Source organism: Actinomadura sp. K4S16 (assembly GCF_008327685.1).
Lineage (GTDB): Bacteria > Actinomycetota > Actinomycetes > Streptosporangiales > Streptosporangiaceae > Spirillospora.
On the sequence record NZ_BDDE01000011.1, the window covers coordinates 495154 to 520508 of the forward strand.

Sequence of the window (25355 nt, forward strand, 5' to 3'; positions counted from 1 at the left end):
GCGCTCAGGGGGCGAACGCGCGGAGGGTGACGTCCACGAGCGCGTCGGCGTACTCGGGGGTGAGCGGCCCCGAACGGTGCAGCCAGCGCTGGAAGAGCGGGGCGTACAGCACCTCGAGCACCAGGTCGAGGTCGGCGTCCGCGCGCAGCTGCCCCGCCCGCTGGGCGCTGCGCAGCCGCTCCTTCTTCGCCCGGTCGAGCGGGCCCGCCAGCTTCTCGCGGTACAGGGCGGCCAGGTCGGGGTCGTCGACGATCTCGGTGTTGAGCGCCCTGAGCGGCGCCTCGAACGCCGGGTCGGCGAACTCGGCGACGGTCGCCCGCATGACCGTCCTGAGGTCGGCCTCGAGGTCGCCGGTGTCGGGCAGCCGGACGCCCTCCTCCCCCTCGCTGAGCGCCAGGAACGCCTCGAAGACCACCGCGCCCTTGGACGGCCACCAGCGGTAGATGGTCTGCTTGCCGACGCCCGCCCGCGCGGCGATGGCCTCGATCGTCGTCTTGGGGTACCCGATCTCGGAGACCAGCTCGCGCGCGGCGGTGAGGACGGCCCGCCGGGACCGCTCGCTGCGCCGCGCCGGGTTCGGGGTTCTGTTGCCGGACACGGCCGGGAAGCCTACCACCCAACAAGACGATACGTATCGTCTTGACGATAGACCGGCCGCCTTCCATACTCGAGCCTGCCGAGACGAACCGTCTCGTCTTGAAAGAGTGGAGGAGAGTGCATGGCGACCGCCCGCGTATGGTTCATCACCGGCGCTTCCAGGGGCCTGGGCAGGGCCTACGCCGAGGCGGCGCTCGCCGCCGGAGACCGGGTCGTGGCGGCCGCGCGCGACCTCGACCCGCTGGACGACCTGGCCGCCGCCCACCCCGACCGCCTCGTCCGGCTGGCGCTGGACGTCCGCGACCGCGCGGCCGTGCACGCGGCGGTGGACCGGGCGGCGGCCGCGTTCGGGCGACTCGACGTCGTGGTCAACAACGCCGGCACGATGCTGCTCGGCATGGTGGAGGAGGCGACCGAGGAGCAGGTCCGCGCCCAGTTCGACGTCAACTTCTTCGGCGCGGTCTGGGTGGCCCAGGCCGTGGTGCCGCATCTGCGGGCGCAGGGCTCCGGCCGCATCCTGCAGGTCACCACGATGGGGACGGGCGGCGGGGTCGCGTCCGCCGGGTTCTACGCCGCGAGCAAGAGCGCGCTGGACTCGCTGAGCCAGGCGCTGGCGATGGAGGTGGCGCCGTTCGGGATCAAGGTGACGATCGTGCAGCCGGGCGGGTACGGCACGGACCTGTTCACGCGGGGCACCACGCAGACCCGGCCGAGTCCGGAGTACGAGCCGCTGCGCGCCCGGCTGGCCGAGATGTGGGGCGAGGACGCCGGCCCCGACCCGAGCACCGCGGCCCCCGTGGTCATGGAGCTGGCCGGCCTGGACGACCCGCCGCTGCGGCTGATCGTCGGCGCCGCCTCCTACGACATGGTCCAGGAGATGGACCGGGCGCGCACCGAGGAGTACCGGGCCTGGGAGCACCTCAGCCGCAAGGCCCCGGGCTGACCCGTACGAGGGATGCAGCCGGAATACGCAGAAAGGGGCCGCGGGCCGGTTCATGATCGTTAGGATGGCCACCGTCGGTTTGGGAGTGCTTCCGGAGGGTGTGCGTGACCTCGATCGATCGGACCGCGTATCCGCGGTTTGGTCGGGTGGTCTCGGCGCGAGAGTTGGCGGAGGCGTTCACTCCGTCGGTGGCCGAGGTGGAGTGGGCTCGGGGCCGTACGCTGGATCCGCAGCATCTGTTGGCGCTGGTGGTGTGGTTGAAGTCCTACCAGCGGCTGGGGTACTTCCCGAAGCTGGATGATGTGCCGGAGGTCGTGGCCCGGCACGTGCGGGGTGTGCTCGAGCTCGCTGAGGATGTGGAGTTGGAGCGCGCGGCGGCGCGTTCGGCCAAGCGGCATCGTCAGTTCGTCCGGGACCGCCTACAGGTGGTGTACGAGCCGGCGCGGGTCCGCCACGTAAGACGCGATGGCCGGCTCGGTCCGGACAGAGGTGAACAACGCCTTCTTCGCCAGGGTCGCGGCCCGGCGGCCGGGCGGTCCTGACGAGCGCGCACGAGGCGGTCTTAGCCCAGCACGGCAACAACTACCTGCCGCTGCTGGAAGCGCACTACCGCTCTCAACCGCTCGGCGCTGTTCACCTTGGTGAACGCGATCAAGCTGGAGGCGACCAACGCCGAGCGCAGCGTGCTGGACGCGGTGGAGTTCCTGCGCGCGCTGCGCGGTGCCAAGGCCGCGCTCGTGCCCGATCGGCTCACTCTCACCCGGCCCGGCCTGGACGGGGAACCGGTCGCGGTGGAGGTGGCGATCGATGTGGAGGCGTTCGCCTCGGCGGCTTGGCGGAAGATCCTGCGGGACAAGGCCAAGCCCGGGATGCTGGTGCGCCGCCACCTGGAGGTGTGCGTGTTCTCCTACCTGGCAGACGCCGGCTACCCGGGCAACACCGATCTCGTCCTCGAGGGCGGCCGTCCGGTACTGCGCCGGCGCAAGGGCGCCGAACGGCGGCCCGAGGCGCTGATGCTGGAGGCGGCGATCCATGACCGGCTGCCGCAGCGCGCGCTGCTGGACATCTTGACCCGCACCGCGTACCTGCTGGGCTGGCACCACCACTTCGGGCCCGCCTCGGGGCCGGATCCGAAGAGGACGCGGTCGATTGGGACCTGATCGAGACGCACTGGAACGACCTGCTGCGCACCGCGATCTCGATCCGGGAGAACCGGCTGTCCTCGGTCACGCTGCTGCGCCGTCTGGGCCATCACTCGCGCAAGAACCGCCTGTACCGGGCGTTCCGCGAGCTCGGCCGCGCCATCCGCGCCATCCGCACCATCACGCTGCTGCGGTACCTGTCCGAACCGGAACTGCGCGAGCAGATCACCCACTGATAACCCGACGTCTTGCTGATCGCGGATGCAGTCACCAGAGTAATTCAGCCGGAAACCAGCGCCGGAAGTCGACCAGCGGCCCACGGCAACTGAAGTCGGCCGCCGTGCACGGCCAGCTCGCAACGCCCGCAGAAGTCCCGCCAGTACCCGCCGGCCGACACCTGCTGGCAGGCGACCGGCCCGCCGTCCAGTCTCCGGCAAAACGGGGGAAGCTCAGCTCCCGCCTCCTGACGACTGAACAGGCGGTTCATCACCGGTTCACCCTGTAGACGATTTGTGACATATCGGCAAGACTGTCCTTTCGATTCTTTCCGGGCCGTCTGGCGTGCATGTTTGTGAGGATTTCAGTGGACGCTGATGGGTTGGGCGCAGACGCCGACGTTGCCCAGTCGCCGCCGCAGGACGCGGTTCATGAGGTGCCGCTTCAGCGGCGTGTTCTGGTCTCGAATGTGGTGGGTGTTCTACGGCTGGGCTATGGGTTGGCAGGTCGGCATCTGCTTTCCTTCCTGGCTCCGGCCGTCGTTGTGCTGGTGCCGGTCAGTGTGATCTGCGGTGGCCTGATCATCGCGGTGGTCGGGCATCGCGGGCTCATCGTCAACGGTGATCTGCATGCGGTCTCGATGTCACCGGGTCTGGTCGTGGCGGTGATCGCTGCGCTGGTGGTCGTGGTCACCGGTTATGCCATGGCGCTGGCTGCGACGGTGATGATGTCGGGGGGCCTGCTGCTGGGCCGCCCGGTACCTCCGGGGGTAGCCGTCCGGGCGGTGTGCAGGCGGCCGGTCACGTTCGCGGTTTTCGTTGTCATGGTGGGCGCGCTCGGTGCGCCGGCACTCGCGGCCGGCGTCGCGGTGGCCGCGGCCGGTGTCGCGGCAGGGGCCGGTGTCGCGGTGTTCGTGCTGGTGTCGGGGTGGTCTCTGACGCTCGGGGTCCCGGTCGCCGTGCTTGATGGGCGGGGTGCGTGGCAGTCGGTCAACCGCGCATGGTCGGTTTCGCGGCAGCGCAGAACGCGGCAGACCATCGCTTTGACGCTGGGCATGCTGGTGGGGCCGGGCCTGTTCGTCGCTGGAGTGCGCTGGGCAATGTCCCCGCTTGGGGGAGCCGCGCACATCGTGCTCGTCAATGCCGTCATCGCCATCGCGGTCGTAATCGTGGTGCCGTTCCAGGCGGGCGTACTCACCGTCGCGGCGCTGAACCAGGAGTACCCCGCCGCGCCGCTGAACCAGTGGTACCCCGACTCCCCGGAAGAAAAGCCCGCAGAGCCCCTCGACCTCGCCCACATCGCCGAACTGCTCCCTGGCACCGGTTCGATACCTCCTCGCACCCGGTGGGCGGCACTGTGCCTGGTTCTGCTGCCGCTGCCCGGTCTGCTCTACGGCGGGTACGTGTCGCGCAACCCACTGGGCCTGACCACCGACCACGCGGTGATGGAGAAGGTCGGCGGCCTTCCGATGGCGTTGCAACTGCTGCCCGGGCAGCGGCCGATTGCGATCTTCTCTGACCTGTCCGCACGCGTGTGCGCCGGCCCGGGCTGCACCGACAGCCGCCTCTACAGCGGTGTCCACGTTGGCGACCGGCGTGACAGAGGCGGCAGCGCCGTGACGCTGCCGGACGGCACAGTGGCCGTGGCCGTATGGGGTCCGCAGCACCCCGGCAAGGGCGATGACCACGCGCTGCCACAGGTGCTGCGACTGCTCCGGTGCGACACCAGCGGATGCGGCGGCCGGCCGGCGACCCAGAACGCACCGGTCGTGGCCCGCAGCGACAATGACCACCTGGCCTCCTCGCGTGTGGCGGCGATGACCGCGACCCGTGGGGGCATCGTGATCGCTGCGATGTCAGAGACCAGATATCCGGACCCGAACCGGCCTGGAGGCCCTTTCGGGCTGCGGATGCAACTCATCCGATGCGCCGACATCCGCTGCACGACACCCCACACCCTCGCCAACGTTCGCCTATCAGCCGACCCGAGCCCCACAAGCCGTCCGATCGCCATGGCAGCCGACCAGCAGGGCCGCCCGATCGTGGCGTACGAAGACGCCGACGCCATTGTCAATGTGATCGCTTGCGATAGCGCCGAATGCCGACATCCCAAGGTCACCCAAACCAGCCTGGAACGGCACCGAATCGACCCGCTCAACTACGAGCTCTACATGAACGGCGTCGACATCGCCGTACCACCGGATGACCGACCCGTGATCACCTACCGCGACACGCGAACCGGAGCAGCGAGACTGCTGCACTGCCGCACCTTCGACTGCACACAGGCATCCAACACCGCCCTCAGCGGGCCCGGACGGTGGCAGAGCCGGCCCGCACTCACCCTCGACCGCGACGGACGTCCACTGATAGCGACCTACGACCGCGACAGGCTCATGCTCGTCGCCTGCCAAGACTTCGGCTGCGACCACCGCCGCGGCGTCGCTTTGGCCAAGTTCGAGAACGGGCCCGGCTTCGTGGATCTCACCGTCGGCCGCGACGGACACCCGCTGGTGCTATGGAAAGACGGCCGGCTCCTCAGCGGCAGCAACAGCACGCTGCACTTGACCACCTGCACACGCCCACGGTGCGGCGCGTAAATCAAGCGATGCGGTTGAAGGTGTTGCGGAGCGCGCTGGAGTGCCGGTGGGAGCGTGCTGCCGCGCCCGCAGAGGCCTCCGCTCGGGTCCGTGGCACCAGCCGCAAAGTAGAACGTTTCCCAGGTCGCGGCCGGTCTCAGAACCGTCTCTTAGAACGCCGAGGTTGCGAGAGAGGTTCTGCGAACGGCGACCTGGGGAATGCCCCAGCCGGACGCGCGGCGCGTTGACCTTGCACAACCGTTCATTTCTGAGAATACGAACCGCAACTCGTACGTCCACCTCAGGGCACAGCCACGGCGCCGCCAGGGCGGCCGCCCGCGGCCCCTTTCTGCCGTATTCCGGCCGCACCCGTACGAGGCCCGGGCGCTCGGCGGGCCCCGCCCCGCGGTGTCAGGCCAGGCCGTGCCGGACGATCGCGAGCAGGCGGCGGACCCGGTCGGGGTCGGCGCTGGAGGTGGCGACCGCGTGGGCCAGCGTCAGGACCTCGGTCACGGTGAGGTCCGCGCGGGCGGCGCCCGCCCGCTGCGCCCGGGTGAGCAGATGCTCGGCGGTGGAGGTCAGCGCGGCGTGCCAGCGCTCGAACAGCTCGCCGCGCCGGGCCTCGTCGCCTCCCGCTTCGGCGAAGGCGGGGGCCCGGCCGGTCGCGACGTGGACGGCGAAGGCCTCCAGCCAGGCGTGGAACGCCTCCCCCGCGTCGGCTTCGGCCGCTAAGGCGGCGCCCCGGTCGCACAGGGCGGCGACCTCGTCGGTGTAGACCGCGGCGAGCAGGTCGTCGCGGGTCGGGAAGTGCCGGTAGAGGGTCGCGTTGCCGACGCCCGCGCGCCGGGCGATCTCGTCGAGGGGCGCGCCGGGCCCGCGCGCCTCGAACAGCTCCCTGGCGGCCGCGACGAGCAGCCGGGCGTTGCGTTCGGCGTCGGCGCGGCGCCCCCGTCCCGAGGCGGCGGTCATTCCGGCTCCCTGGTCGTCCGACGGGGACCTGCTCGGCTAGAGTAGCCGAGCACTAAACGGGGACTTCCCCGTTTATCGTCTCCCGCCCCGAGGAGGAGCGATGGCGTTCACCGCCGACGACCGCACCGAGATCACCGAGCTGCTCTCCATGCACGGCCACCTGTGCGACCGCGGGGAGCTGGACCGGCTGGAGGAGCTGTTCACCCCCGACGTCGTCTACGACGTCTCCGACTTCGGGCAGGAGCCCCTGCTCGGCGTCGCGGCGTGCGCCGCCGCCGCGCGTGCGCTGGGAGAGCTGAACCCGGTCGGGCACCACGTCACCAACACCGTCCTCACCGAGGCCCCGGGCGGCCGGGTGCACGCGCTTTCCAAGGGGCTCGGGGTCAACGCCGACGGCACCGTGGGGAGCGTGACGTACGAGGACACCGTCGTCCGCACCCCGGGCGGCTGGCGGATCAGCCACCGGAAGATCCGCGCGCACCGCGCACCTCTGGGCGGACGCGCCTGAGGGGCCTCCTCGGCGCCGCCGATCGTCAGGGTTCCTGCGCGGCCGTCCACCCGAGGACACGGCGGCATCAACTCGGGGCGTCCCGCAGGGCTCCTGCCGTCTCCTGCCGGCCCGGGTGCCACCGCAGGGCGACGATGACGGCCGCGGCCGCCTGGATCCCGCCGTTGAGGAGCGCGGGGGCGGCGTACTCGGTGTACCCGGGGATCACCGACTCGGTGACGTTCACCAGGGCGTGGACGACCAGCGCCGTGGGCATGACCCCGCCGGATCTCTCGAAGATCCAGACGATGAGGACCCGCAGCGCGACCGTGCTGAGGGACTGGCCCGCGATCCACAGCGCGGAGCGGTCGCCCTGGGCCCAGCCGACGACGTGCCAGACCGCCCAGACCACTCCGATGAGCGCCCCGGCTCCGAGCGGCCCCCATCGCTCGCGCAGCGGGGCCAGAAGGTAGCCGGTCCACCCCGCCTCCTCGCCGAACGCGGTGACGAGGTAGACGGCGAACAGCGCCGGGACGGCCGCCGGCGGCGAGTGCGACCCGTCGAGCGGCGTCCCGGTGAGCGGCATCAGCCCGTAGACCAGCAGCGCTATCGCGGGGACCAGCAGCCAGGCCGCCGGCCACGACGGCCTGCCCCCGGAACCCCGGAGGGACAGGGTCCTCTTCAGCAGCGCTCCGACTCCGCGGCGCCCCTCCTCCCGCGCGGTGAGCACCACGGCCACCACGAGGGGCAGGACGAACTGGAACGCGCTCACGGGCATGCCCATGGGCAGCGCGTCCGGGCGCTCGATCAGCGCTCCGGCCGCCCAGAACGGGAGCGAGAGGGCGAACAGCAGCACCAGGAACGCCAGCGGCGACCTCGCGGTCGGCGGGGCGGGACGAACGGCCATGCTCTGGATTGTCCTGAAGTGCGCCGGATGCGGCACGGTCCCGGCACGCATCCGTCCGGCCCTAGGGTTGGGCGGCATGACGCTGCGACTTGTTCAGGTGAACTTCAAGGCCCGGGACGACTCGGCCCTCGGCCGGTTCTGGGCGGAGGCGCTCGGCTGGGGCGTGTCCAGCGAGGGCCCCGGTGTGACCAACGTCGAGCCCGTGGGCTTCGACTGGCCGGACCCCAGCGCCGTCTGCGTCGACGTCGTTCGGGTGCCGGATCCCGAGACGGTGAAGTACGGCGTGCACCTGGACCTGGCCACCACGTCCGTGGCGCATCAGGCGGAGTTGGTCGCGCGCCTTAAGGAGCTCGGAGCGAAGCCCGTGGACATAGGCCAGGGCGACGTGCCGTGGACGGTCATGGCCGACCCGGAGGGCAACGTGTTCTGCGTGCTGGAGCCTCGGGAGGTCTACCGGGACACCGGGCCGATCGCCGCGGTGGTGGTCGACTGCGCGGATCCGCGGGCCATGGTCGGGTTCTGGGGCGAGGCGATGGACTGGACCGTGCACGAGTTGACCGATGACCGCGCGCTGCTGCGTTCCGCGGAGGGCGTCGGGCCGTATCTGGAGTTCTGGCGCGCTTCGGACGCGCGGGCCTGGTGGAACCGCGTGCACCTTGACCTGCTGCCCCACCCCGTCGAGGCGAAGGAGGCGGAGGCGGCCCGGCTGCGGAAGCTCGGCGCCACCGACGTCGACCTCGGCCAGGGCGACGTGCCGTGGACGGTCATGGCCGACCCGGAGGGCAACGAGTTCTGCGTGCTCGGCCGGGGCTGACGCGGAGCCTGCCGCCCGTCGCCGGCGCCTGCGCGGCCGGAAAACCGCTTGAGGCTTCCTTCCGCGTTCCCGTAAATTGCCCTCGGCCCATCGCAGTGAGGACAGAGGACAGACCCGCGTGACCCCGCCTGCTCTTCAGACCTGACACCTTCTTCCGCTCACCTGTAGCCGACGACTCGTCGGTTCCGCCGGGCTGCCCTCTGCGCGCCCGGTCGTTCAGCGTTCGAGGCCGCGCGCAATCGGCCTCGTGTCAGGTCTTGAGAGCTCATGTCTTCACAACCCCATATCGTGCTGCCCTGGGTCGTCCGCCGGACCAGGCTGCCCCTGCTGTCGCTGCGGTGCGCCGAGTGCCGCTCGGAGTCGGCCACCACCGGCGAGGGCAGGTTCCGCGTCAACGCCAACGGCAAGCTGCTGGACGTGTGGCTGCTGGTCCGCTGCGTGTCGTGCGATCGGACCGCCAAGCTCACCGTGCACGAGCGGACCCCGGTCGGCTCCTTCGATCCGGCCGATCTCCACGGCTACCGCGTCAACGATCCGCGGCTGGTGGCCTCCCGGCTGCTGGATCCGCTGCTCGCCCGGCGCAACCGGTTCACCCTGGACTGGACGGGCGCCTGGCGGCTGCACACCCCGCCGGAGCGCCTCGACGAGGCGTGGCCGGTCCGGGTGGAGGTCGCCTTTGACGATCCGGTGCCGGTGCGCCCGGACCGGCTCATCGCGCGAGGGCTCGGCCTCAGCAGGAACGAGGTGCTGCGCCGCGTCAAGTGCGGCATCTCGCTGCGGCGTCCGACCAGTGCCGGGTTCGCCTTCACGGTGATGCCCGGGGACTAGCCGAGCGGGTCGGGCGGGCCATACGGCCCGCCCGGCCTCGCCCCGGGCCCGTGCCGATCCCCCCGGTCAGGGGACGGCGAGGTCGAGGGCCTTGAGGCGGGCGGGGTCGGCGATCATCTCGTAGGCGGCGACGCGGCCGCCGCGGACGGTGACGGCCAGGGCGAGCAGGAGGCGGCCGTGCGGCGCGACCACGGCGCCGACCGTCCCGTCGACCAGGGCGGGCCCGGCGTACCGGGCGCGGCGGCCGAACAGCTGCATCTCGCGGGCGACGGAGCCGGCGCCGCGCAGGACGGCGGGGCGGCCGGGGGTGAGGGCGGCGTGGTCGGCGCGGCGGACGACGTCGGGCGCGAGCACGCCGAGGAGGGCGTCCAGGTCGCCGCTGCGGGCGGCGGCGAGGAAGGCCTCGACGACGCGGCGCTGCTCGGCGAGTTCGCGTGCCGGCGCGGCGGTGGTACCGCGGACGCGCTGACGGGCCCGGCTGGCGAGCTTCTTGGCGGCGGCCGGGGTGCGCTCGACGATGGGGGCGATCTGGTCGAAGGGGACGGCGAACACGTCGTGCAGGACGAAGGCGACGCGTTCGGCGGGGCCGAGGGTGTCCAGGACGACGAGCATCGCGCGGCCGACCGACTCGATGAGGACGGCCTCGGTCTCGGGGTCGCCGTCGTGCGGCTGGACGGGCGAGCGCCATCCGTAGGGCTCCTCGCGCCGGGAGGCGCGGGTGCGGAGCATGTCCAGGCAGATGCGGGCCACGACGGTGCGCAGCCACGCCTCCAGGTCGTCGATGCCGGCGGGGTCGGTGCGCTGGAGCCGCAGCCACGCCTCCTGGACGGCGTCGTCGGTCTCGCCCGGGGAGCCCAGCATCCGGTAGGCGACCGCGCGCAGTACCGCGCGGTGCGCCTCGAAGCGTTCGGCGAGTCGGTCGTCCATCGGTCACCTTTCCGTACCGCGTTCCGTCTGCTCCGTGGCATCCGAGAGGCGACGACGGCGGGGAGACAGGAGACAGATGATCCGACACGACCAGGGTAGCGAGCCGGGCGCGCAACCGCTGCTGCGGCCGGTGGCGCTCGGGGACCTGGAGCTGCCCAACCGCGTGGTGATGGCTCCGCTGACGCGGGCCCGCGCGTCCGGCCGCGGCCTGGTGCCGACGGACCTGCACGCCGCCTACTACGGGCAGCGCGCCACCGCGGGCCTGATCATCGCCGAGGCGGCGTGGGTCGGCGAGCGGGCGATCGGGGCCCCGGGCGTCCCCGGCGTCTACACCGAGCGGCAGGCGGAGGGGTGGCGGCGCGTCACCGATGTCGTGCACGCGCTGGGCGGGCGCATCGTGCTGCAGTTGTGGCACGCGGGCGCCCACTCCCACCCCGACCACCTGGGCGGGGCGCGGCCCGGAGGGCCGTCCGCGGTCGATCCGGGCGAGGAGTGCTGGACCGCGGCGGGCCCCAGGGCGACGGTCACGCCTCGGGAGATGACGCGCGCGGAGATCGAGCGGACGGTCGCCGACTACGGCGCGGCGTCCGCGCGGGCGCGCCGGGCGGGGTTCGACGGGGTGGAGGTGGCGGCGAACGGCACCTACCTGCTCGCGCAGTTCCTCAACCCGCGCCTGAACCGCCGCGCCGACGCCTACGGGATCGACCGCTCCCGTCTGCTGCTGGAGGTCGTGGACGCGGTGGCGGCGGCGTGGGACGGGCGGCGCGCCGGGGTGCGGCTGTCGCCGTACTGGACCGTCCACGACGCCTCGCCCGGGGCGCGCCGCGGCGACTACCCCTACACGGCCGGCGAGGGCGCCCTCGCCGTCTACGACTCCCTCGTGGCGGAGTTGGGCACGCGTCGCCTGGCCTATCTGCATCTGCGCGGACGGGCTCTGACCGAGCCGGGCGCGACGCCGGACTTCGACGAGTTCGCCCGGTACCGCAAGCTGTTCGGCGGCCCCCTGGTCGCCAACCACGGGTTCGGCCGGGAGTCGGGGAACGCGGTGGTCGACGCGGGGATCGCCGACGCGGTGGCGTTCGGGCGGCCGTTCATCGCCAACCCCGATCTGGTCGCCCGGTTCGCGCTGGGCCAGGGCACGGCGCGCAGCGACGAGGCCACCCACTACGGCGGCGGTGCCCGCGGCTACGTCGACTACCCGATCTGGCCGGGCCCCTAGGCCCCGGCCGACGGGCTGGTCGCCCGTGGTCGTCAACACGAAGGCGCGGCGTCGACCTTCTATCCTTCGCCGCTTCCCGCTCCCGCCGCGGCGAGGGACAGGGCGAGCCCGGCGAGGTCCGCGGGCCTGAGTACCCGGTCGAAGCCGGGAAGCGGGACGTGCAGTGCCCTGGTCCAGCGTTCGGGTATCGCTTCCTGCCCGTAGACCGTGCCGGCCAGGGCGCCGGTCACGGCGGCGACGGTGTCGGTGTCGCCGCCGAGGTCGATGGCCGCACGCAGCGCCTCCTCGAAGGAGCCGGTCGTTCTGACGGCCCAGGCGGCGGAGGCGAGGCAGGGCCAGACGGCTCCGTTGAACTCCGTGGCGTCGTCCGGGTGCCAGCCGGTGGACAGGACCCGGGCGTACCTGTCGCGGTGGTCGGGGTGGACGTGCGGAAGCACCTCCGGGAGCGCCGCGATCGGGTCGGCGCCGTCCAGCGCGACGCGGACCAGGTCGTGGAAGATCGCGGTGCCTTCCCACGCCGCCGGGTCGCCATGGGTCAGCGCGGCGATCCGCCGGGCCGCGTCCATGGTGGCCGCCCTGCCCGCCGGCGCGAAGTACACCGCCGAGGTCGAGGCCCGCATGAGCGAGCCGTTTCCGGCGGCGCGACCCGTGCTCTGGAAGTGACGGGCCGCGGCCAGGTCCCAGGGGTGACCGGCGGCCAGGACGTTCTCGGTCTGGAGGCCGATGTCCTTCGGCTCCGCTGCGGCCCACCGCTGGAACCTGGCGAACATGTCGGGCAGGTCGAGCCCGCCGCGTTCCAGAAGCGACAGGGCCACCAGCACCGCCATCTGGGTGTCGTCGGTGGCCTCGCCCCGGTCCCAGCCGCCGCCTGCCCGCATCTCGTCGCCGTGACCGAGCGGGTACTTCTTGGAGAACGCCCCCGCCGGGCCGAACTCGAACGGCGCCCCGAGCGCGTCCCCCACCGCCGAGCCGAGGGCCGTCCCGACGACTCGTGATCGCCTGTCGCTCGCAGTCACGGGGGCCATGCTCCCACCCTGTGGCCGGGGTTCTAGGCCCCGGCTCCGGGCGGCGGGACGAACTCCGGCTGGTCGAGGACGCGCAGCCAGCTGCCGTCGGGCTGGCGGCGGACGACCTGCGCGCGCGCCCCCGCCCCGTCCCTGGGCGGTGTGGAGGTGAGGGCGAGGTCGCCGCTGACCAGGGTGGGAAGCGGTTCCTCGGGTTCGAAGCGGGGGCGTGCGGCGAGGATCTTCTCCCACATCTCGCGGATCGCGTCGCGCCCCGCGGTCTGGGAGCCGGGCGGGTAGGCCAGCACCGCGTCCTCCTCGTAGAGGGCGGCGACGCCGGCCGCGTCGCCGGCGTTGGAGCGTTCGACGAACAGGCGGGTGATGTCCTCCGGCCGCATGGCCTTCTCGTATTCCGTCATGGTGTTCCCCCAGTTCGTTCGGGTCGGTGCCTCCCATGCTCGTCCGCCGCGCTCCAGAAGTCCAAGAGAGGGTTCTTCTCCGATCCAGAAGCGATGCTTATGGGCCGGGCGGCGGTGCAGAATGCCGGGTATGACGGAGACCTTCGCGCATCGCCTGCGGGTCCGGTACAGCGAGTGCGACCAGCAGGGGGTGGTGTTCAACGGCCACTACCTGTTCTTCTACGACGTGGCGTTGACCGAGATGTGGCGGGAGCTGTTCGGCGACTACGCGCAGATGGTGGAGCAGGGCTACGACCTGGTGGTGGCCGAGGCGCGGATCCGGTTCCGGGAGGGCGCGCGGTTCGACGAGCTGCTGGAGGTGTCGATGCCGGTGGCGCATCTGGGGACGACGAGCATGGTGGTCCGCCCGGTGTTCCGGGTGGGTGGGCGGCTCATCGCCGACGGGGAGGTGCGGCATGTGTTCATCGACCCGGCGTCCAAGGCCAAGAAGGAGATGCCGCCGCAGGTGAGGTCGGTTCTGGAGCCTTACCTGGACGGGGCGGGACAGGCGGCCGGCGCCGCGTCGGGTTCACAATCGCCTTGACGATGGTTCGAGCATCGCGCGTTTCCCGGATCTGGAATCGGGGTTCGGCCCGACGTGCCCGGCACAGTTCCCGCGGCTCCGATTCAAGTGGGTGACGCGCCCCCGGGGCAACCCCCTTTTCTTCGGGGCGGCCCCGGGGGCGCGGGCGCCGGTTCAGCGGGCGAACAGGGACGCGTAGACGGTCCGGTCGCCGTCGGTGACGATCTGCCCGGCCAGCTGGGGGCCGGTGACGGTGGACAGCCGCAGGTCGAGGTGGCGCTCCTCCTCGCGGAGTTCGACGGGGCCGGCGGGGGCGGCCGCGAGCCGGTCGCCGATCTCGGCGAGGCGGGCGGAGCGGTCGCGGTCGAGCGCGGCGCGCACCCCGGCGAGCCCCGCCGCGGGCGGCCCGCCCTCGAACGGCCCCTCCTCGAACCGTCCGGCCTCGCGGTGGGCGAGGTCGTAGGGCGCGGGGTCGGGCGGTGCGGGTTCGGCGTGCCGGGCGGCTACGCCGTAGGCGAAGCAGACCAGCGCGGTCCACATCTCGGCGAAGTAGCGGGGGTCGGGCGCGATCTCCAGGCCGGCGAAGCGGCCGGAGAGCAGGAACAGGGCGCCGACCTGGCCGGGCTGGAGTTCCAGGCGGGACTGGAACTGGGTCAGCACCGCCCGCCTGCGGGACAGGATCTGCTCCAGGTGGCCGCGGCGGGCGAGGCCGTGGCGGGCGTTGAGGGCGGCGATGTCGCCCCAGAGCTTGCCGTAGTCGGCGGCGCCGCGCAGTTCGAGGGCGCGGGCGCGCAGTTCCAGCGGAAGGACGAAGAACCACTGGTCGCGTTCGCCGAGGTGGCCGCCCTGGCTCTGCTGGACGCAGCAGGCGTCGTCGAAGCGCAGGGTCTGCCCGGCGGACAGCAGCGCCGACCGGCACAGGGCGTGGTTCTGTGCGCGGTCCTGGACGTAGCCGATGTGCAGGGGGACGATGGCGACGCCGGAGTCGGCGCGGTTGGCGAGTTCGACCTGCCCGTAGCCGACGACGCGGGACAGTTTGAGGCCGGTGCGGGGCGGCACGAAGCCGCGGTGGGCGGGCCCGGAGACCGGCACCATGGTGAGCGCGCCGGCCTGCTGCGGGGTGCCCAGGCGGTGCCCGGCGAGGCTGCCGGGGCCGGGGACGAGGGTGTCGAGCGCCGTCGTCTGCGTCATGCGGTGCTCCCTTTCGGGGAGGTGCTGCGGCGGCGTGCGCGGGGTGCGGCGCGTCCGCGCACGGGCGGGTTCAGGCGGCCGGGCCTGTTCAGGCGGCCAGGCGGGCGGTGAGGGTGTCGGCCTGCCGGTCGAGGGCGTCGAGGCGGTCGTGCAGGGCGGCGCGCAGCCAGGGCGCGCCGGCGGCGCAGTGCCCGAACATCCAGGGCAGCAGTTCGGCGAAGTCGTCCTGGTGCCAGAAGCCGCGCTGGGGCAGGGACGGGGCGGGGCGCCGCAGCGTCAGGTCGTCGCTGCCGGTGAACATGGCGTGGCAGAACACCACGGGGGTGGTGACGCCGGCGCGGGGCAGGCTCGCGGCGACCCTTGCCAGGTCGCCGGGGAAGACGTTCTCGTAGCCGTCGGAGACGACGGCGACCAGGTCGGGGCCGGTGCCGAGGGCGTCCAGGACGGCGGTGGCCAGGTCGGTGGCGCCGCGCGGGGAGCGCTCGTCGCCGCCGGTCTCGATGACCTCCAGCCGGGCGCAGACCTCCGACAGCACCATCCGCAGCGCGGCGGCCTGGGACAGGGCGGCCCATTCGCGGTCGCCGTAGCCGCGCATGGACGCCGAGGCGTCCACGACCAGAGCGACGGTGCCGCCGAAGCGGGGGAAGGCCGCGGCGGCGGCGCCGACGTGGCGGGCGAGGGCGGCGTGGAGGTCTTCGGCGGGCCCGCCCCGGTACAGGTGGACGAGGGCGGCGGCGATGTCGCCGCGGTTGGTCGCGGTGATGGTGGCGGGCCGTTCGCGGACGGTGTCGACGGGCAGCACCGGTTCGCCCGGCGCCGCAGGGCCGGCGGCGGGGCCGGAGGCGGCGTCTGCGGGGTGGTAGAGGGCCTGGACGCGGGCGGGCGCCGCGGCGGGGTCGGTGAGGAAGCGCAGCAGGCGCCGCTGGAGGTAGTCGGAGGCGGTGTCGCCGCCGGCGATGCGGCGGGCGCAGCCGCGGGCGGTGGCGGCGCCGAGGGCGTGCTCGAAGCAGTCGCGCAGGGCGGGGCGGCGCGCGGCGATGAGGGCGTCGGCGGCGGGGTGCTCCAGGACGAACCGCAGCGCGGTGCGGGTGGTGTGCTTGTGGTTGGCGCGCAGCCGCCGCAGGGCGAGCAGGACGGTGATGACGTGGGCGGGCGGCAGCCCGAGGGTCAGGACGCGGGCGACGCGGGCCTGCACGGCGCGGGTGCGGTCGTCGAGCCCGGCCTGGGAGGCGGCCAGGATCTGCAGCAGCACGCGGGCGCGCTGCCAGGGCCGCACGCCGGGGGCGACGCCGAGCAGGGCGTAGCCCTCGGGGTCGCCGGTGTGCGCGGCGCGGTGCAGGTCGGCGTCGTCCCAGCGCAGGGAGGCGCCCCGGGGCAGGCTCAGGGCGGTGTCGTGGTCGTGCAGGTGGTCAAGGAGCGTGGGGGTGTCCATGGTTGTCGGCCTCCGCAACCATGGAGTGTAGGAATGATCGGGAGCGCCTCGACACTCAATTTCCGGTGGGCGGGCCCGCTGCGGAGGTGTCGGCGGTCGCGGGGCCGGGCGCGGCGGCGTAGCGGCCGAGGCCGTGTTCGAGCAGGTCGAAGGCGCGGGCCGCGGCGGCGTAGACGTCCTCGGCCATCTCCTGCAGGGTCTCCCCCGCGGCCTTGCGGTCGGCGATCTGCTCGACCAGCGTGTTCTGCACGGCGAAGATCATGGCGGCGGCGGCGCGGGGGGCGATGTCGTCGGGGTCGGCGCCGGTGGCCTCGGCGATCAGGTCGGCGAGGCGGTCCTGGGCGCGGCGGCCGATCTCGCGCTGGCGGGCCAGGAGCGCGGGGCTGTCGCGGACGGTGCGGGTCCAGACCTCCGAGCCCTCGTGGAAGGCGGTGTGGTAGGAGCGGGCGTCCAGGCCCTCGAAGAAGCGGCGGCGGAACAGCGCCACGGCGCCCTCGCCGGGGCGGCGGTCGCGGAAGTCGCGCGCGGCGGCCTCGATGATCTCGTCCTGCCGGTCGAAGAACAGGTCTTCCTTGGTCCGGAAGTAGTTGAAGACGGTGTTGACCGACACGTCGGCGGTGCGGGCGACGTCGGCGATGGTGACGTTGTCGAAGCCGCGGGTCATGAACAGGCCGGTGGCGATGTCGGCGATGCGGCGCCGCGTCTCGCGCTTCTTGCGCTCCCGCAGCCCCAGTTCCGGTTCGACCTCGGGGACGTGGTCCTCAGCCATGCCCAGGAATATACCTTCACTGGTGTCACTGAAAACTTGGAGTGACTGCAAATTTGGGGTTACGCTAGCGGTGTCGTTCTCAGAGGAGGTCATCGTGATCGAGGCCCGCGGGCTCGCCCGCACCTTCACCGGCCGGAACGGGACGGTCGAGGCCGTCCGCGGCGTGGACCTGTCGGTCGCGCCCGGCGAGATCGTCGGGTTCCTCGGCCCCAACGGGGCCGGGAAGACCACGACGCTGCGGATGCTGACGACGCTGCTGGCGCCGACGGCGGGGACCGCGGCCGTCGCCGGCCGCGACCTGCGCGCCGACCCGGCGGGCGTGCGGCGGCGCATCGGCTACGTCGCGCAGGGCGGCGGCACCGACCCGGGCGTCCCGGTCGCCGAGGAGCTGGACCTGCAGGCGCGCCTGTACGGGGTGCGCGACCGGGCGGCGCGGATCGCGGCGCTGTGCGCGCGCCTGGACCTGGAGGGCCTCGGGCCGCGCCCGGCCGGGTCGCTGTCGGGCGGGCAGCGCCGCCGCCTGGACATCGCGCTCGGGCTGGTGCACCGCCCGCCGCTGCTGTTCCTGGACGAGCCGACGACCGGCCTGGACCCGCAGAGCCGCGGCAACCTGTGGGACCACGTCCGCGCCATGCGCGACCGGGACGGCACGACGGTCTTCCTGACCACGCACTACCTGGACGAGGCCGACGCGCTGTGCGACCGGCTGCTGATCATCGACCGGGGGCGCATCGTCGCCGAGGGCACGCCCGCCGAGCTGCGCCGCCGCGTCGCCGGGGACGTCGTCACGGTGGAGCTGGCGGAGCCGGCCGGGGTCGAGTCCGCCCGCGGGGCGCTGTCGGCGCACCCGGCCGTCCGCGAGGCAGCCGTGACCGGCGCGACGCTGCGGCTGACCGTCGAGGACGGCGAGAAGGCGCTGATGTCCCTGATCCGCGCGCTGGACGGTGCGGGGGTGGAGCTGGCGTCGCTGAACCTGGCCCGCCCCACGCTGGACGACGTGTTCCTCACCATCACCGGCCGGTCGCTGCGCGAAGCGGCCTGAACTCAGGAGTCTCCCCCATGTCTCTCGAACCGACCGCTTCTGTCATCCCGTCCGCGCCTTCCGCGGCGCCCGGGCGGGCCGCCGCTCTCGGGCGGGTCGCGTCCGACACCCGGCTGGTCTTCCTGCGGTACATGCGGCAGACGCTGCGCAGCAAGGTCGCGGTGGTGTTCGGCGCGATCCAGCCGATGCTGTACCTGGTGCTGTTCGGACCGCTGCTGTCGGACCTGGTCGACGTGCGCGGGTTCGGCGCGCGCAGCGCCTGGCAGGTCTTCGTGCCGGGCGTGCTGATACAGCTGTCGATGTTCAGCGCCGGGTTCGCCGGGTTCGGGCTGATCGCGGACCTGCGGTCGGGGGTGGTGGACCGGCTGCGGGTCACCCCGGCCAGCCGGTCCGCGCTGCTGCTGGGGCGGGTCCTGCGCGACACGGTGGTGGTCGGGTTCCAGGCGGCGGTGGTCGTGGCGGTCGGGCTGGCGCTGGGGCTGCGGGCCCCGGCGGGCGGGATCGCCGTCGGGCTGCTGCTGGTGGTGGCGCTGGCGGTGAGCGTGGCGTCCCTGTCGTACGTGGTGGCGCTGCGCACGCGCAGCGAGGACGCGTTCGCGCCGATCCTGACGTCGGTGACGCTGCCGCTGATGCTGCTGTCGGGGCTCCTGCTGCCGATGAGCCTGGCGCCGGGCTGGCTGGACGCGGTGTCGCGGTTCACGCCGTTCCGGTACACGGTGGACGCCGCGCGGGCGGCGTTCCTGGGCGACTACGCGTCGGCGGCGGTCGCGGAGGGCGCGCTGGTCGCGGCGGTGCTGCTGGTGGCGTCGGTGGCGCTGGGCGCCCGCCGCTTCCGCCGCGAGAACGCCTGACCCGGCTCCGGAGGCGGTCCAGGGCGGGTCACGGGGGCAGGGCGGCGGTCCGGGGCCGCGTGCCCGGCCCGCCGTCCCGCGCGGCCTCCCGCCCGCCGTCCCGCGGAACGTCGGCCGGGGCGGTGGCGGCGGCGTTCAGGACCTCGGGGTGGGCGACGGCGGCGCGCTGGGCGATGTAGGCGCCGGCGAGCACGATCGCGCCGCCGGTGATCTGCGCGGCGGTGAGGCGCTCCCCGAGCGCGGCCCAGGCGATGAGGGCGGCGGCGACGGCCTCGGTGTAGCAGATGGCGCCGCCGACCTGCGCCGACAGCCGCTGCAGTCCGGCGACGCCGGTGAGGTAGGCCAGGACGGTGCTGACCAGGCCGATCCAGGCGACCAGCGCCCAGCCGGGCGCGGCGTGCCCGGCGACCGGCACGGGGGCGGGCAGCACCTGCCAGGGCAGCGTCCACGGCGCGGCCAGGGCGGTGAGGGCGAGCGCGGCGACGACGCTTCCGGCGGAGGTGATGACGAGCGGGTCGACCTGCCCGGTCAGCCGGTCGACGATGAGGAAGTAGCTGGCCTGGCAGGCGGCGGCGCCGAGCCCGGCGGCCAGGCCGACCGGGTCGAGCGACAGGCCCGTCCACACCTGCACGACCAGGGCGAGGCCGGCCATGGCGGTCGCGACGCCGGCGGCGGCGGTGCGGTGCACCGGGGCGCGGCGCACCAGCCGCAGCCACGCCAGCACGATGACCGGGCCGCTGAACTCCAGCAGGATCGCCACGCCGACCGGCAGGCGGGAGGCGGCCACGAAGTAGAACGCCTGGCAGCCGGCGACACCGGTCAGCCCGTACAGGGCCAGGGCGGGCAGGTGTGGGCGCAGGCCGCGGACGGCGGCCCGCCCGCGCAACAGGAACGGCAGCGGCGCCAGGACCAGCGCGGCGACCGCGATGCGCAGCCACACCGCCTGCAGGGGGCCGAGCCCGGCCTCGATGAGGGCCTTGCCGAACGGTCCGGACGCGCCGAAGCACACCGAGGAGAACAGCGCCAGGCCGAGGCCCCAGGCGCGGGTCCGTGCGGCGCCGTCCATCCTCACCCCCGGGTCGCGCGGTGTGCCGCCGAGCCCGCTCCCGGCGGGCTAATGAGCATCCTTCCATAACGCTCCTTACACGTCGATGGAGGGCTACCGGTCCGTAACGCGGGCGATGCCGGACGGAACGCCCGCTGCTACTACTATTCGCCGGATGAGCTGGCAGGCGGCCGGGGCGGGGCCCGGCGGAACCGGTGGGGGCCCGAGCGGCGACCTGTTCGCCTCGGTCGAGGGCAACGTGCGCGAGCTGGTGGCCTCACCGTGGTGGCAGACCGCCCAGCCGGCCGACCGCGCGGCGCAGATCGCCGCGCGGATGCTGTGGGGCGCCGGCGAGTGGTGGCTGTACGGGGCGTGGGGTCGCTGGTACCGGTGCGGCCTGGACGGCACCTGGCACCCCTGCCCGCCCCCCGCGCAGTTCGAGGACCGCCGCGTCGCCGTCCCCGCGCCCCAGGGCGCCGGGACGCCGCCCGTCCCGCCGCAGCTGTTCCCCACCGGCCCCGACCTCGCGGCCGGGCGCGTCGCGCCGCTGGGGTTCCTCGGGCCCGTCCCCGACACCGCCGTCGTCGCCCGCATCTCCCAGGCCCTCACCACCGCGCTGGCGGTGAACCCGCAGCAGTTCGCCCAGCGCGACCCGATGTTCCAGCCGGGCACGCCCAGCACCGTCGCCGCCGCGTGGGGCGCGCTGCTGTGGTGCGCGGGATCCCCCGTGGTGCTGACCGAGCACCCCCTGATCGAGTCGTTCATCCCGTTCCTGACGACCTCGGCCGAGCAGCTGCACTGGATGATGCCGCCCGACTTCGGCACCCTGGCCGGCTACTACGTCCACCGGCTCGGCGCCGGCGACGGCGGCGGCGCCGCCCACATCGCCCGCGTCATGTACGAGGTCGCCGCCGGGCTGCAGGCCGACCCCCGGTTCCGTCCCGGCGCCGACGCGCTCGCCGCGGTCACCGCGGCGTCGCTGCGGATGGTCAACCAGGACATGGCCACCGTCCGGTACGGGCCCGAGGCGATCGTGCAGGAGTGGCGGCGCCGCTGCCCCGCCGAGTTCGCCACCCCGATGGTGCGCGACACCGCGCCGGGCGAGTACCTGCGCCTGGCCCTGTACGACCTCCAGGAGATCGTCGCGGGGCTGACCGGGCCGCGCCCGGCCGCGGCGGGACGCAGCCACGACGAGGTCCGCCGCGCCGGGATCGCGGTGCTGGCCGCCGACCTGCAGGCCGCGCCGGGCGCGCTGCCGGCGCTGCAGCGCTGGCTGGACGCCGACAGCGCCCGCACCCTGCAGGCGGTGCTGACCGACCCGGCCAACCCGCTGCGGTCGCTGTGGCCGCGCGACGGCCGCCTCCCCGACGCGCTGCGCAGCGACGACTCCGACGCCCTCGCCGCGCTGCTGGCCACCACCTACACCCTGGGGCTGACGTGGTGCCGGCTGGCGCAGGTGCCGCCGCCGGCGACGGGGTTCGCGGTGCCGCAGGCGGTCGCGGCGGAGCTGACGTCCCCGGCGATGCACACCCCGCCGTCCACCGACGAGCTGTCGGCGTGGGACATCATCAAGGCCGCCCGCGCCCACATGGCCGCCGAGCGCGCCTCCTCCGGCGGCGACCTGCCGGTCGCGCCGGTGCCCGAGCCCGCGCAGGAGGCCCCGGGCCCGCCGCCCGCGGTCGCGCCCGCCCCTCCCCCGGCGGCCCCGCCGGTGCCGCCGCCCGCCGCGCCCGAACCGCCCGCCCCGCCGGCGCATGCCTCGCCGGGCCCGTCGGAGCCGCCCTTCCAGTACGCGCCCCCGCCCCCTCCGGTGTCGCCGCCGCCGTTCCCGGGCCCGTCCTCGCCGCCGCCCGAGCCGAGCGCCCACCACGAGCAGGGGCGGCCCGAGCCGCCCCGGTACGAGCAGCGGCCCGCCGCGCCCGCGCCGGCGCCGGACCCGTTCGGGTCGGACGTGCCGCCGCCGCGGATCGCGCCTCCCCCGGCGCCCGAGCCCCCCGCCCCGGCGCCGCCGACCCGGCAGGCCCCCGAGCCGGCGCCGGAGCCGGTGTGGCCGTCGGAGCCGCAGAGGACGCAGCTGGACACCGACGCGTTCCGCACCCAGCTCGATCCGGGCCCGGCGTGGCCCGGCGCGGACGCCCCGCCCCCCGTCCCGCCGTCCCCCGCTCCGGCGCCCGCGCCGCACGCCGACCTGCCGCCGCCTCCGGCGCCGGTGCCCGAGCCGCCGCCCCCGCTGCCGCCCGCGCCCGTGCCCGAGCAGGCCCCGCAGGTCGCCGAGGCCTACGGCGTCCGGTTCCTGTGCGGCGCCGACGACATCGAGCGCGTGGTCACCGAGGTGCGGCGGCGCGGCAAGTGGGCGCGGCGGCTGCGCGGCCAGGAGGTCTCGAGCGCGTCGGCGCCGGCGCTGCTGCTGATCGGCGCGCCGTCCAGCGGGCAGCGGCGGCTGGCGCGGATGGTGGCCCGCGCGCTGGCGGAGGTCGAGGCCTCCAGCGGCGAGGTCCACGCCGTCCACGCCGAGGACCTGCGCGAGCACGGCCCCGACGGGCTGCGGGCCGCGCTGGAGGAGCACTCCGGCCACGTCCTGCTGCTGGACGGCCTGGACGGGCTGATCCTGGACGAGGCGCAGGGCCCGGCCTACGCGTCGGTGCTGTACCGGACGCGGCTGGAGGGCGTGAACGACACCGCGCTGCTCGGCACGTGCGAGCCCGACCGCGTCGGTGAGCTGTCGGCGGCGTCGCCGGAGCTGGTGACCGACCTGCGGGCGGTGCGGCTGCCGGACCTGTCGGGCGCGCAGGCGCGCGCGGCGCTGGTGCGGCTGCTGGCCGAGGAGCGCAGCCTGCGGCTCGGGTCGGACGCCTGGGCCGTGGTGAACCGCGAGGTCGGCTCGCTGCGGCCGCGGGGCAGGCTGACCGGCGCGCGGCTCGTGGAGGCCTACCTCGACCGCGCCGCGCAGCGGCATCTGGGCAGCGCGGAGGCGACGCAGGCGATCGGCAGCGCGCTGTCGCTGACGGCGGCCGACTTCCAGGGCCTGGCGGTGGAGCTGTCGGGCCGCTGACCCGCGCCGCACCGGCCCCGTCCACCGGGGCCCGGTGCGGCGCGAGGCCCGAAAACCCTTGCCGGTAAGGGTTTTAAGCCCCTTCGGAAGGGTGCGAGGGCGGCGGACGGGGTCACGATGGGTGCGTGGATCGCGTAGATCGGCTGCTGGCGCTCGTCGCGGAGCTGCGTGCGGCCTCCCCCGACCCGCTGGACCCGGCGGTGCTGGCCGCGCGGCTCGGGGTCAGCGAGCGGACCGTCCGCCGCGACCTGGAGCTGCTGACGCACGGCGGGCTGCCGGTGCGGGCGGAGAAGGGCCGCGGGTACGCGCTGCCCGAGTCCGCCGCCCGCGAGCCGCTGTCGGAGGTGGGCTCGCTGCTGGGCCCGGTGCACGACACGCTCGCCGAGGCGGTCCGCACCCGCCGGGTCGTGCGGCTGGCCTACACCGACCAGGCGGGGGCGCGCAGCTTCCGCGACGTCGAGGCGCACGGCCTGGTCGTGGCCCCCTACGGGGAGTACCTGGTGGGGTGGTGCCGGATGCGCGACGGGCCGCGGATGTTCCGGCTCGACCGGATCGGCGCGGCGTTCCTGTCGGGGCGGGGCGCGGAGGTGCGGGATCTGGACGAGCTGCTGGCGGCGCTGCGGGTGCCGATGCCGCGCCCTGCGGCAGAGGCGGGGCCGCGGGGCCCGGCGGGCGCGGCGCGGGCCCGGGCGTGGACGCTGGACCGGCTGGAGTCGGTGCGGACGCGGCTGCGCGACGCCGCCGCGGAGGTCCGCGGCGGCGGCGCGGGCGCGGCGGCGCTGCGCGGGGTGCTGGGGCATCTGGCCGAGTGGACGCGCTGGCAGGTGGCGGCGATCCGGTCGGCGGCGACGGGTGAGGACCCGGTGCTGGAGGGCCGCCCCCCGGCGTTCCCGCCCGCCTTCGGGCGGGAGATGCCCTATGACGCGCGGGAGCGGATGATCCAGGACGCGATGGCGCTGCGGTCGCTGAGCGACCTGGCGCGCGATCTGCGGCAGGTGCTGGAGGCGGTCGCGCACTGGGCCGCCGATTGCGACGACGCGCTGTGGGAGGCCGAGCTGCCCGATCCGCGCCCGTACGGGCCGCCGGGCCCGCCGCGTCCCCTGGCGGATCTGCTGGCGGGCTGGCGGGGCCCGCTCGCCCACATCGAGTGGCATCTGGACCGGCTCACCGACGAGCCGCCGCCTCCGGCGGGCGACGACGAGGACGTGTGGGTCGTGGACCGCTGCCCCCTGCAGGCCTGACCCGGGCGGGTTCAGTCGGCCGGGGTGTCGACGGCGAGGGCGGGGGTGTCCAGGGGGTCGAGGTCGCGGGTGAACCAGACGGCCTTACCCGGCGGCGCGGGCCGGGCGCCGAACTCGGTGGCGAGGGAGGCGACCAGCAGCAGCCCGCGGCCGGCCTCGGACCAGTCCAGGACGGGGGGCGGCGCGCCGGGCGCGCCCGGCGCGCGGGGGTCGGCGTCGCCGACCTCGCCGGTGAGGCGGACCCCGGCCCTGGTGGCGTCCAGGCGCAGGGCGAGGCGCACGGGCCCGGCGCCGTGCACGACGGCGTTGGTGACGAGCTCGTCCACGATGAGGACGATGTCGTCGGTGTCGTCGGGGCCTGTGACGCGCCACCGCCGCAGTGTCCGGCGGGTGAGCTCGCGTGCCCGGGCCGCGGCGCGGGGCCCGGTGTCCAGATCCCAGGCCATCGCCACGCCGCCGTCGTCCCTGCCGGTGGTTCCGCCGCCCGCAGGCCTCGTGGTCCCCGTCCCCGTGGTGCGCACTTCCCCGTCTCCTCACCTGTGCCGGGTTTCGCCGCCGGTGCTCGCGGTCGTGCGGGCCCCCCGCGTGGCGACCGGGCGGTCTCCCCGCATTTCCCGCATGACTCATATTCGTGGACGCGTCTGCGGGCGGACCGGTGCACGGGCGCAGGCAACCCTCACCGCGGGGTGAGGTGAAGTTCACATGCGGGGTGGCGATGGAGGAGGCACCCGCGCGGAGCCGCTACAGTGGGTGCGTCGGTGTGGCATGTGTCCCCCGGGCTCTACCTGATGCCTTCGGGGAATACCGCCGGTCCCATGCGGTCCGGGCTGGAGCTTCGTTGTGCCTTTCGCCGTGAGGCGACCACCACACCGGCTTGAACGCCAAGGCCCCGGCGGGCTCGCCCCGCCGGGGCCTTGGCGTTCGCACGTCCCACGGACCCTCCTGCCGCCCAGCAGGTGGGCGGTCAGCCGCCGGGATACCGGCGAGCCGGGCGAGATGGCCCTGATCTACGACCGCGCCCGCTGACCCGGCCGGGGCGGCGGCGTCCGCCTGACCGGCCCGCGAGGACGATTGGACCGAGTTTTGGCGGTAGCTCGACCGGGATGAGGAGGACGGTCAAGTC

24 protein-coding genes and 1 pseudogene are annotated in these 25355 nt (G+C 74.4%); 14 read left to right on the forward strand and 11 right to left on the reverse strand.

Features of this window, described 5'->3' with window-relative positions; all coding sequences use genetic code 11:
* Positions 1 to 4 precede the first annotated feature (4 nt).
* Complete coding sequence (locus tag K4S16_RS09510; protein WP_149258474.1) at positions 5 to 598, reverse strand: TetR/AcrR family transcriptional regulator; 594 nt, start codon at positions 596 to 598, stop codon at positions 5 to 7.
* Positions 599 to 718: 120 nt separating this feature from the next.
* On the opposite strand from K4S16_RS09510, the gene K4S16_RS09515 reads away from it, so the two are divergent.
* The 5 genes and pseudogenes from K4S16_RS09515 to K4S16_RS09525 all read left to right on the forward strand — a co-directional run bounded on the left by K4S16_RS09515 (position 719) and on the right by K4S16_RS09525 (position 5494).
* A complete protein-coding gene (locus K4S16_RS09515) occupies positions 719 to 1540 on the forward strand; it encodes an SDR family NAD(P)-dependent oxidoreductase (RefSeq protein WP_149258475.1) in 822 nt (273 codons plus the stop codon).
* Between the two features lie 104 nt (positions 1541 to 1644).
* On the forward strand, positions 1645 to 2082 hold the full coding sequence (locus K4S16_RS45010) for a DUF4158 domain-containing protein (protein WP_200841770.1): 438 nt from the start codon (positions 1645 to 1647) through the stop codon (positions 2080 to 2082).
* A gap of 99 nt (positions 2083 to 2181) precedes the next feature.
* Complete coding sequence (locus K4S16_RS45015; RefSeq protein ID WP_200841771.1) at positions 2182 to 2700, forward strand: hypothetical protein; 519 nt, start codon at positions 2182 to 2184, stop codon at positions 2698 to 2700.
* Positions 2679 to 2912: pseudogene (locus tag K4S16_RS45020) on the forward strand (Tn3 family transposase); the annotation flags it as partial. The gene K4S16_RS45015 and the pseudogene K4S16_RS45020, both read left to right, overlap by 22 nt.
* A gap of 353 nt (positions 2913 to 3265) precedes the next feature.
* A complete protein-coding gene (locus K4S16_RS09525) occupies positions 3266 to 5494 on the forward strand; it encodes a hypothetical protein (RefSeq protein ID WP_149258476.1) in 2229 nt (742 codons plus the stop codon).
* A 390-nt stretch (positions 5495 to 5884) separates the two neighbouring features.
* Here the strand turns inward: K4S16_RS09525 and K4S16_RS09530 are convergent, their stop codons facing one another.
* Positions 5885 to 6442, reverse strand: coding sequence for a TetR/AcrR family transcriptional regulator (locus K4S16_RS09530; RefSeq protein ID WP_149258477.1), 558 nt, complete (start codon positions 6440 to 6442; stop codon positions 5885 to 5887).
* A 100-nt stretch (positions 6443 to 6542) separates the two neighbouring features.
* Here K4S16_RS09530 and K4S16_RS09535 point away from each other — a divergent pair, with 100 nt between their 5' ends.
* Positions 6543 to 6950: a nuclear transport factor 2 family protein gene (locus tag K4S16_RS09535; RefSeq protein WP_149258478.1), complete on the forward strand. Its 408-nt coding sequence runs from the start codon at positions 6543 to 6545 to the stop codon at positions 6948 to 6950.
* A gap of 67 nt (positions 6951 to 7017) precedes the next feature.
* Here K4S16_RS09535 and K4S16_RS09540 read toward each other — a convergent pair whose 3' ends face one another.
* On the reverse strand, positions 7018 to 7836 hold the full coding sequence (locus K4S16_RS09540) for a CPBP family intramembrane glutamic endopeptidase (protein ID WP_160160871.1): 819 nt from the start codon (positions 7834 to 7836) through the stop codon (positions 7018 to 7020).
* Between the two features lie 76 nt (positions 7837 to 7912).
* Here K4S16_RS09540 and K4S16_RS09545 point away from each other — a divergent pair, with 76 nt between their 5' ends.
* Both K4S16_RS09545 and K4S16_RS09550 read left to right on the forward strand, forming a co-directional pair.
* The gene (locus K4S16_RS09545) at positions 7913 to 8650 is read left to right on the forward strand and encodes a VOC family protein (protein WP_149258480.1); all 738 of its coding nucleotides are present in this window, start codon (positions 7913 to 7915) and stop codon (positions 8648 to 8650) included.
* A 267-nt stretch (positions 8651 to 8917) separates the two neighbouring features.
* Positions 8918 to 9478: a DUF1062 domain-containing protein gene (locus K4S16_RS09550; protein WP_149258481.1), complete on the forward strand. Its 561-nt coding sequence runs from the start codon at positions 8918 to 8920 to the stop codon at positions 9476 to 9478.
* A 66-nt stretch (positions 9479 to 9544) separates the two neighbouring features.
* Here the strand turns inward: K4S16_RS09550 and K4S16_RS09555 are convergent, their stop codons facing one another.
* Complete coding sequence (locus tag K4S16_RS09555; RefSeq protein ID WP_149258482.1) at positions 9545 to 10405, reverse strand: sigma-70 family RNA polymerase sigma factor; 861 nt, start codon at positions 10403 to 10405, stop codon at positions 9545 to 9547.
* 76 nt (positions 10406 to 10481) lie between these two features.
* Between K4S16_RS09555 and K4S16_RS09560 the strand changes: the two genes are divergently transcribed.
* A complete protein-coding gene (locus K4S16_RS09560; RefSeq protein ID WP_149258483.1) occupies positions 10482 to 11624 on the forward strand; it encodes an alkene reductase in 1143 nt (380 codons plus the stop codon).
* A gap of 59 nt (positions 11625 to 11683) precedes the next feature.
* Here K4S16_RS09560 and K4S16_RS09565 read toward each other — a convergent pair whose 3' ends face one another.
* Together K4S16_RS09565 and K4S16_RS09570 are read right to left on the reverse strand one after the other, a co-directional pair.
* Positions 11684 to 12649, reverse strand: coding sequence for an ADP-ribosylglycohydrolase family protein (locus K4S16_RS09565; RefSeq protein ID WP_149258484.1), 966 nt, complete (start codon positions 12647 to 12649; stop codon positions 11684 to 11686).
* A 23-nt stretch (positions 12650 to 12672) separates the two neighbouring features.
* Positions 12673 to 13047, reverse strand: coding sequence for an SgcJ/EcaC family oxidoreductase (locus K4S16_RS09570; RefSeq protein ID WP_149258485.1), 375 nt, complete (start codon positions 13045 to 13047; stop codon positions 12673 to 12675).
* A gap of 130 nt (positions 13048 to 13177) precedes the next feature.
* Here K4S16_RS09570 and K4S16_RS09575 point away from each other — a divergent pair, with 130 nt between their 5' ends.
* Positions 13178 to 13630 carry a thioesterase family protein gene (locus K4S16_RS09575; protein ID WP_160160872.1) on the forward strand — a complete coding sequence of 151 codons (453 nt, stop codon included), beginning with the start codon at positions 13178 to 13180 and terminating at the stop codon, positions 13628 to 13630.
* Between the two features lie 153 nt (positions 13631 to 13783).
* On the opposite strand, the gene K4S16_RS09580 is transcribed toward K4S16_RS09575, so the two are convergent.
* The 3 genes from K4S16_RS09580 to K4S16_RS09590 all read right to left on the reverse strand — a co-directional run bounded on the left by K4S16_RS09580 (position 13784) and on the right by K4S16_RS09590 (position 17001).
* Positions 13784 to 14800, reverse strand: coding sequence for an ARPP-1 family domain-containing protein (locus K4S16_RS09580; RefSeq protein WP_149258487.1), 1017 nt, complete (start codon positions 14798 to 14800; stop codon positions 13784 to 13786).
* Between the two features lie 88 nt (positions 14801 to 14888).
* Positions 14889 to 16232: a VWA domain-containing protein gene (locus K4S16_RS09585; protein WP_149258488.1), complete on the reverse strand. Its 1344-nt coding sequence runs from the start codon at positions 16230 to 16232 to the stop codon at positions 14889 to 14891.
* Positions 16233 to 16287: 55 nt separating this feature from the next.
* Complete coding sequence (locus tag K4S16_RS09590; RefSeq protein ID WP_149258489.1) at positions 16288 to 17001, reverse strand: TetR/AcrR family transcriptional regulator; 714 nt, start codon at positions 16999 to 17001, stop codon at positions 16288 to 16290.
* A 94-nt stretch (positions 17002 to 17095) separates the two neighbouring features.
* Between K4S16_RS09590 and K4S16_RS09595 the strand changes: the two genes are divergently transcribed.
* Complete coding sequence (locus K4S16_RS09595; protein ID WP_149258490.1) at positions 17096 to 18043, forward strand: ATP-binding cassette domain-containing protein; 948 nt, start codon at positions 17096 to 17098, stop codon at positions 18041 to 18043.
* A gap of 17 nt (positions 18044 to 18060) precedes the next feature.
* Positions 18061 to 18894 carry an ABC transporter permease gene (locus K4S16_RS09600; RefSeq protein WP_149258491.1) on the forward strand — a complete coding sequence of 278 codons (834 nt, stop codon included), beginning with the start codon at positions 18061 to 18063 and terminating at the stop codon, positions 18892 to 18894.
* A 28-nt stretch (positions 18895 to 18922) separates the two neighbouring features.
* Here the strand turns inward: K4S16_RS09600 and K4S16_RS09605 are convergent, their stop codons facing one another.
* The gene (locus K4S16_RS09605) at positions 18923 to 19960 is read right to left on the reverse strand and encodes a DMT family transporter (RefSeq protein ID WP_149258492.1); all 1038 of its coding nucleotides are present in this window, start codon (positions 19958 to 19960) and stop codon (positions 18923 to 18925) included.
* 154 nt (positions 19961 to 20114) lie between these two features.
* Between K4S16_RS09605 and K4S16_RS09610 the strand changes: the two genes are divergently transcribed.
* Entirely contained in the window at positions 20115 to 22991 is a 2877-nt protein-coding gene (locus tag K4S16_RS09610) for a hypothetical protein (RefSeq protein WP_149258493.1), read from the forward strand.
* Between the two features lie 125 nt (positions 22992 to 23116).
* Positions 23117 to 24232 carry a YafY family protein gene (locus K4S16_RS09615; protein ID WP_149258494.1) on the forward strand — a complete coding sequence of 372 codons (1116 nt, stop codon included), beginning with the start codon at positions 23117 to 23119 and terminating at the stop codon, positions 24230 to 24232.
* An 11-nt stretch (positions 24233 to 24243) separates the two neighbouring features.
* Here the strand turns inward: K4S16_RS09615 and K4S16_RS09620 are convergent, their stop codons facing one another.
* Positions 24244 to 24753 carry an ATP-binding protein gene (locus K4S16_RS09620; protein ID WP_149258495.1) on the reverse strand — a complete coding sequence of 170 codons (510 nt, stop codon included), beginning with the start codon at positions 24751 to 24753 and terminating at the stop codon, positions 24244 to 24246.
* Between the last annotated feature and the right edge of the window lie 602 nt (positions 24754 to 25355).

Coding starts and splice junctions, on each gene's coding strand:
- K4S16_RS09610 (WP_149258493.1), top strand. CDS start 20,115: ATGAGCTGGCAGGCGGCCGGGGCGGGGCCCGGCGGAACCGGTGGGGGC.
- K4S16_RS09560 (WP_149258483.1), top strand. CDS start 10,482: ATGATCCGACACGACCAGGGTAGCGAGCCGGGCGCGCAACCGCTGCTG.
- K4S16_RS09580 (WP_149258487.1), bottom strand. CDS start 14,800: ATGACGCAGACGACGGCGCTCGACACCCTCGTCCCCGGCCCCGGCAGC.
- K4S16_RS09540 (WP_160160871.1), bottom strand. CDS start 7,836: ATGGCCGTTCGTCCCGCCCCGCCGACCGCGAGGTCGCCGCTGGCGTTC.
- K4S16_RS09570 (WP_149258485.1), bottom strand. CDS start 13,047: ATGACGGAATACGAGAAGGCCATGCGGCCGGAGGACATCACCCGCCTG.
- K4S16_RS09565 (WP_149258484.1), bottom strand. CDS start 12,649: ATGGCCCCCGTGACTGCGAGCGACAGGCGATCACGAGTCGTCGGGACG.
- K4S16_RS09545 (WP_149258480.1), top strand. CDS start 7,913: ATGACGCTGCGACTTGTTCAGGTGAACTTCAAGGCCCGGGACGACTCG.
- K4S16_RS09515 (WP_149258475.1), top strand. CDS start 719: ATGGCGACCGCCCGCGTATGGTTCATCACCGGCGCTTCCAGGGGCCTG.
- K4S16_RS09590 (WP_149258489.1), bottom strand. CDS start 17,001: ATGGCTGAGGACCACGTCCCCGAGGTCGAACCGGAACTGGGGCTGCGG.
- K4S16_RS09605 (WP_149258492.1), bottom strand. CDS start 19,960: ATGGACGGCGCCGCACGGACCCGCGCCTGGGGCCTCGGCCTGGCGCTG.
- K4S16_RS09550 (WP_149258481.1), top strand. CDS start 8,918: ATGTCTTCACAACCCCATATCGTGCTGCCCTGGGTCGTCCGCCGGACC.
- K4S16_RS09555 (WP_149258482.1), bottom strand. CDS start 10,405: ATGGACGACCGACTCGCCGAACGCTTCGAGGCGCACCGCGCGGTACTG.
- K4S16_RS09535 (WP_149258478.1), top strand. CDS start 6,543: ATGGCGTTCACCGCCGACGACCGCACCGAGATCACCGAGCTGCTCTCC.
- K4S16_RS09600 (WP_149258491.1), top strand. CDS start 18,061: ATGTCTCTCGAACCGACCGCTTCTGTCATCCCGTCCGCGCCTTCCGCG.
- K4S16_RS09575 (WP_160160872.1), top strand. CDS start 13,178: ATGACGGAGACCTTCGCGCATCGCCTGCGGGTCCGGTACAGCGAGTGC.
- K4S16_RS09530 (WP_149258477.1), bottom strand. CDS start 6,442: ATGACCGCCGCCTCGGGACGGGGGCGCCGCGCCGACGCCGAACGCAAC.
- K4S16_RS09585 (WP_149258488.1), bottom strand. CDS start 16,232: ATGGACACCCCCACGCTCCTTGACCACCTGCACGACCACGACACCGCC.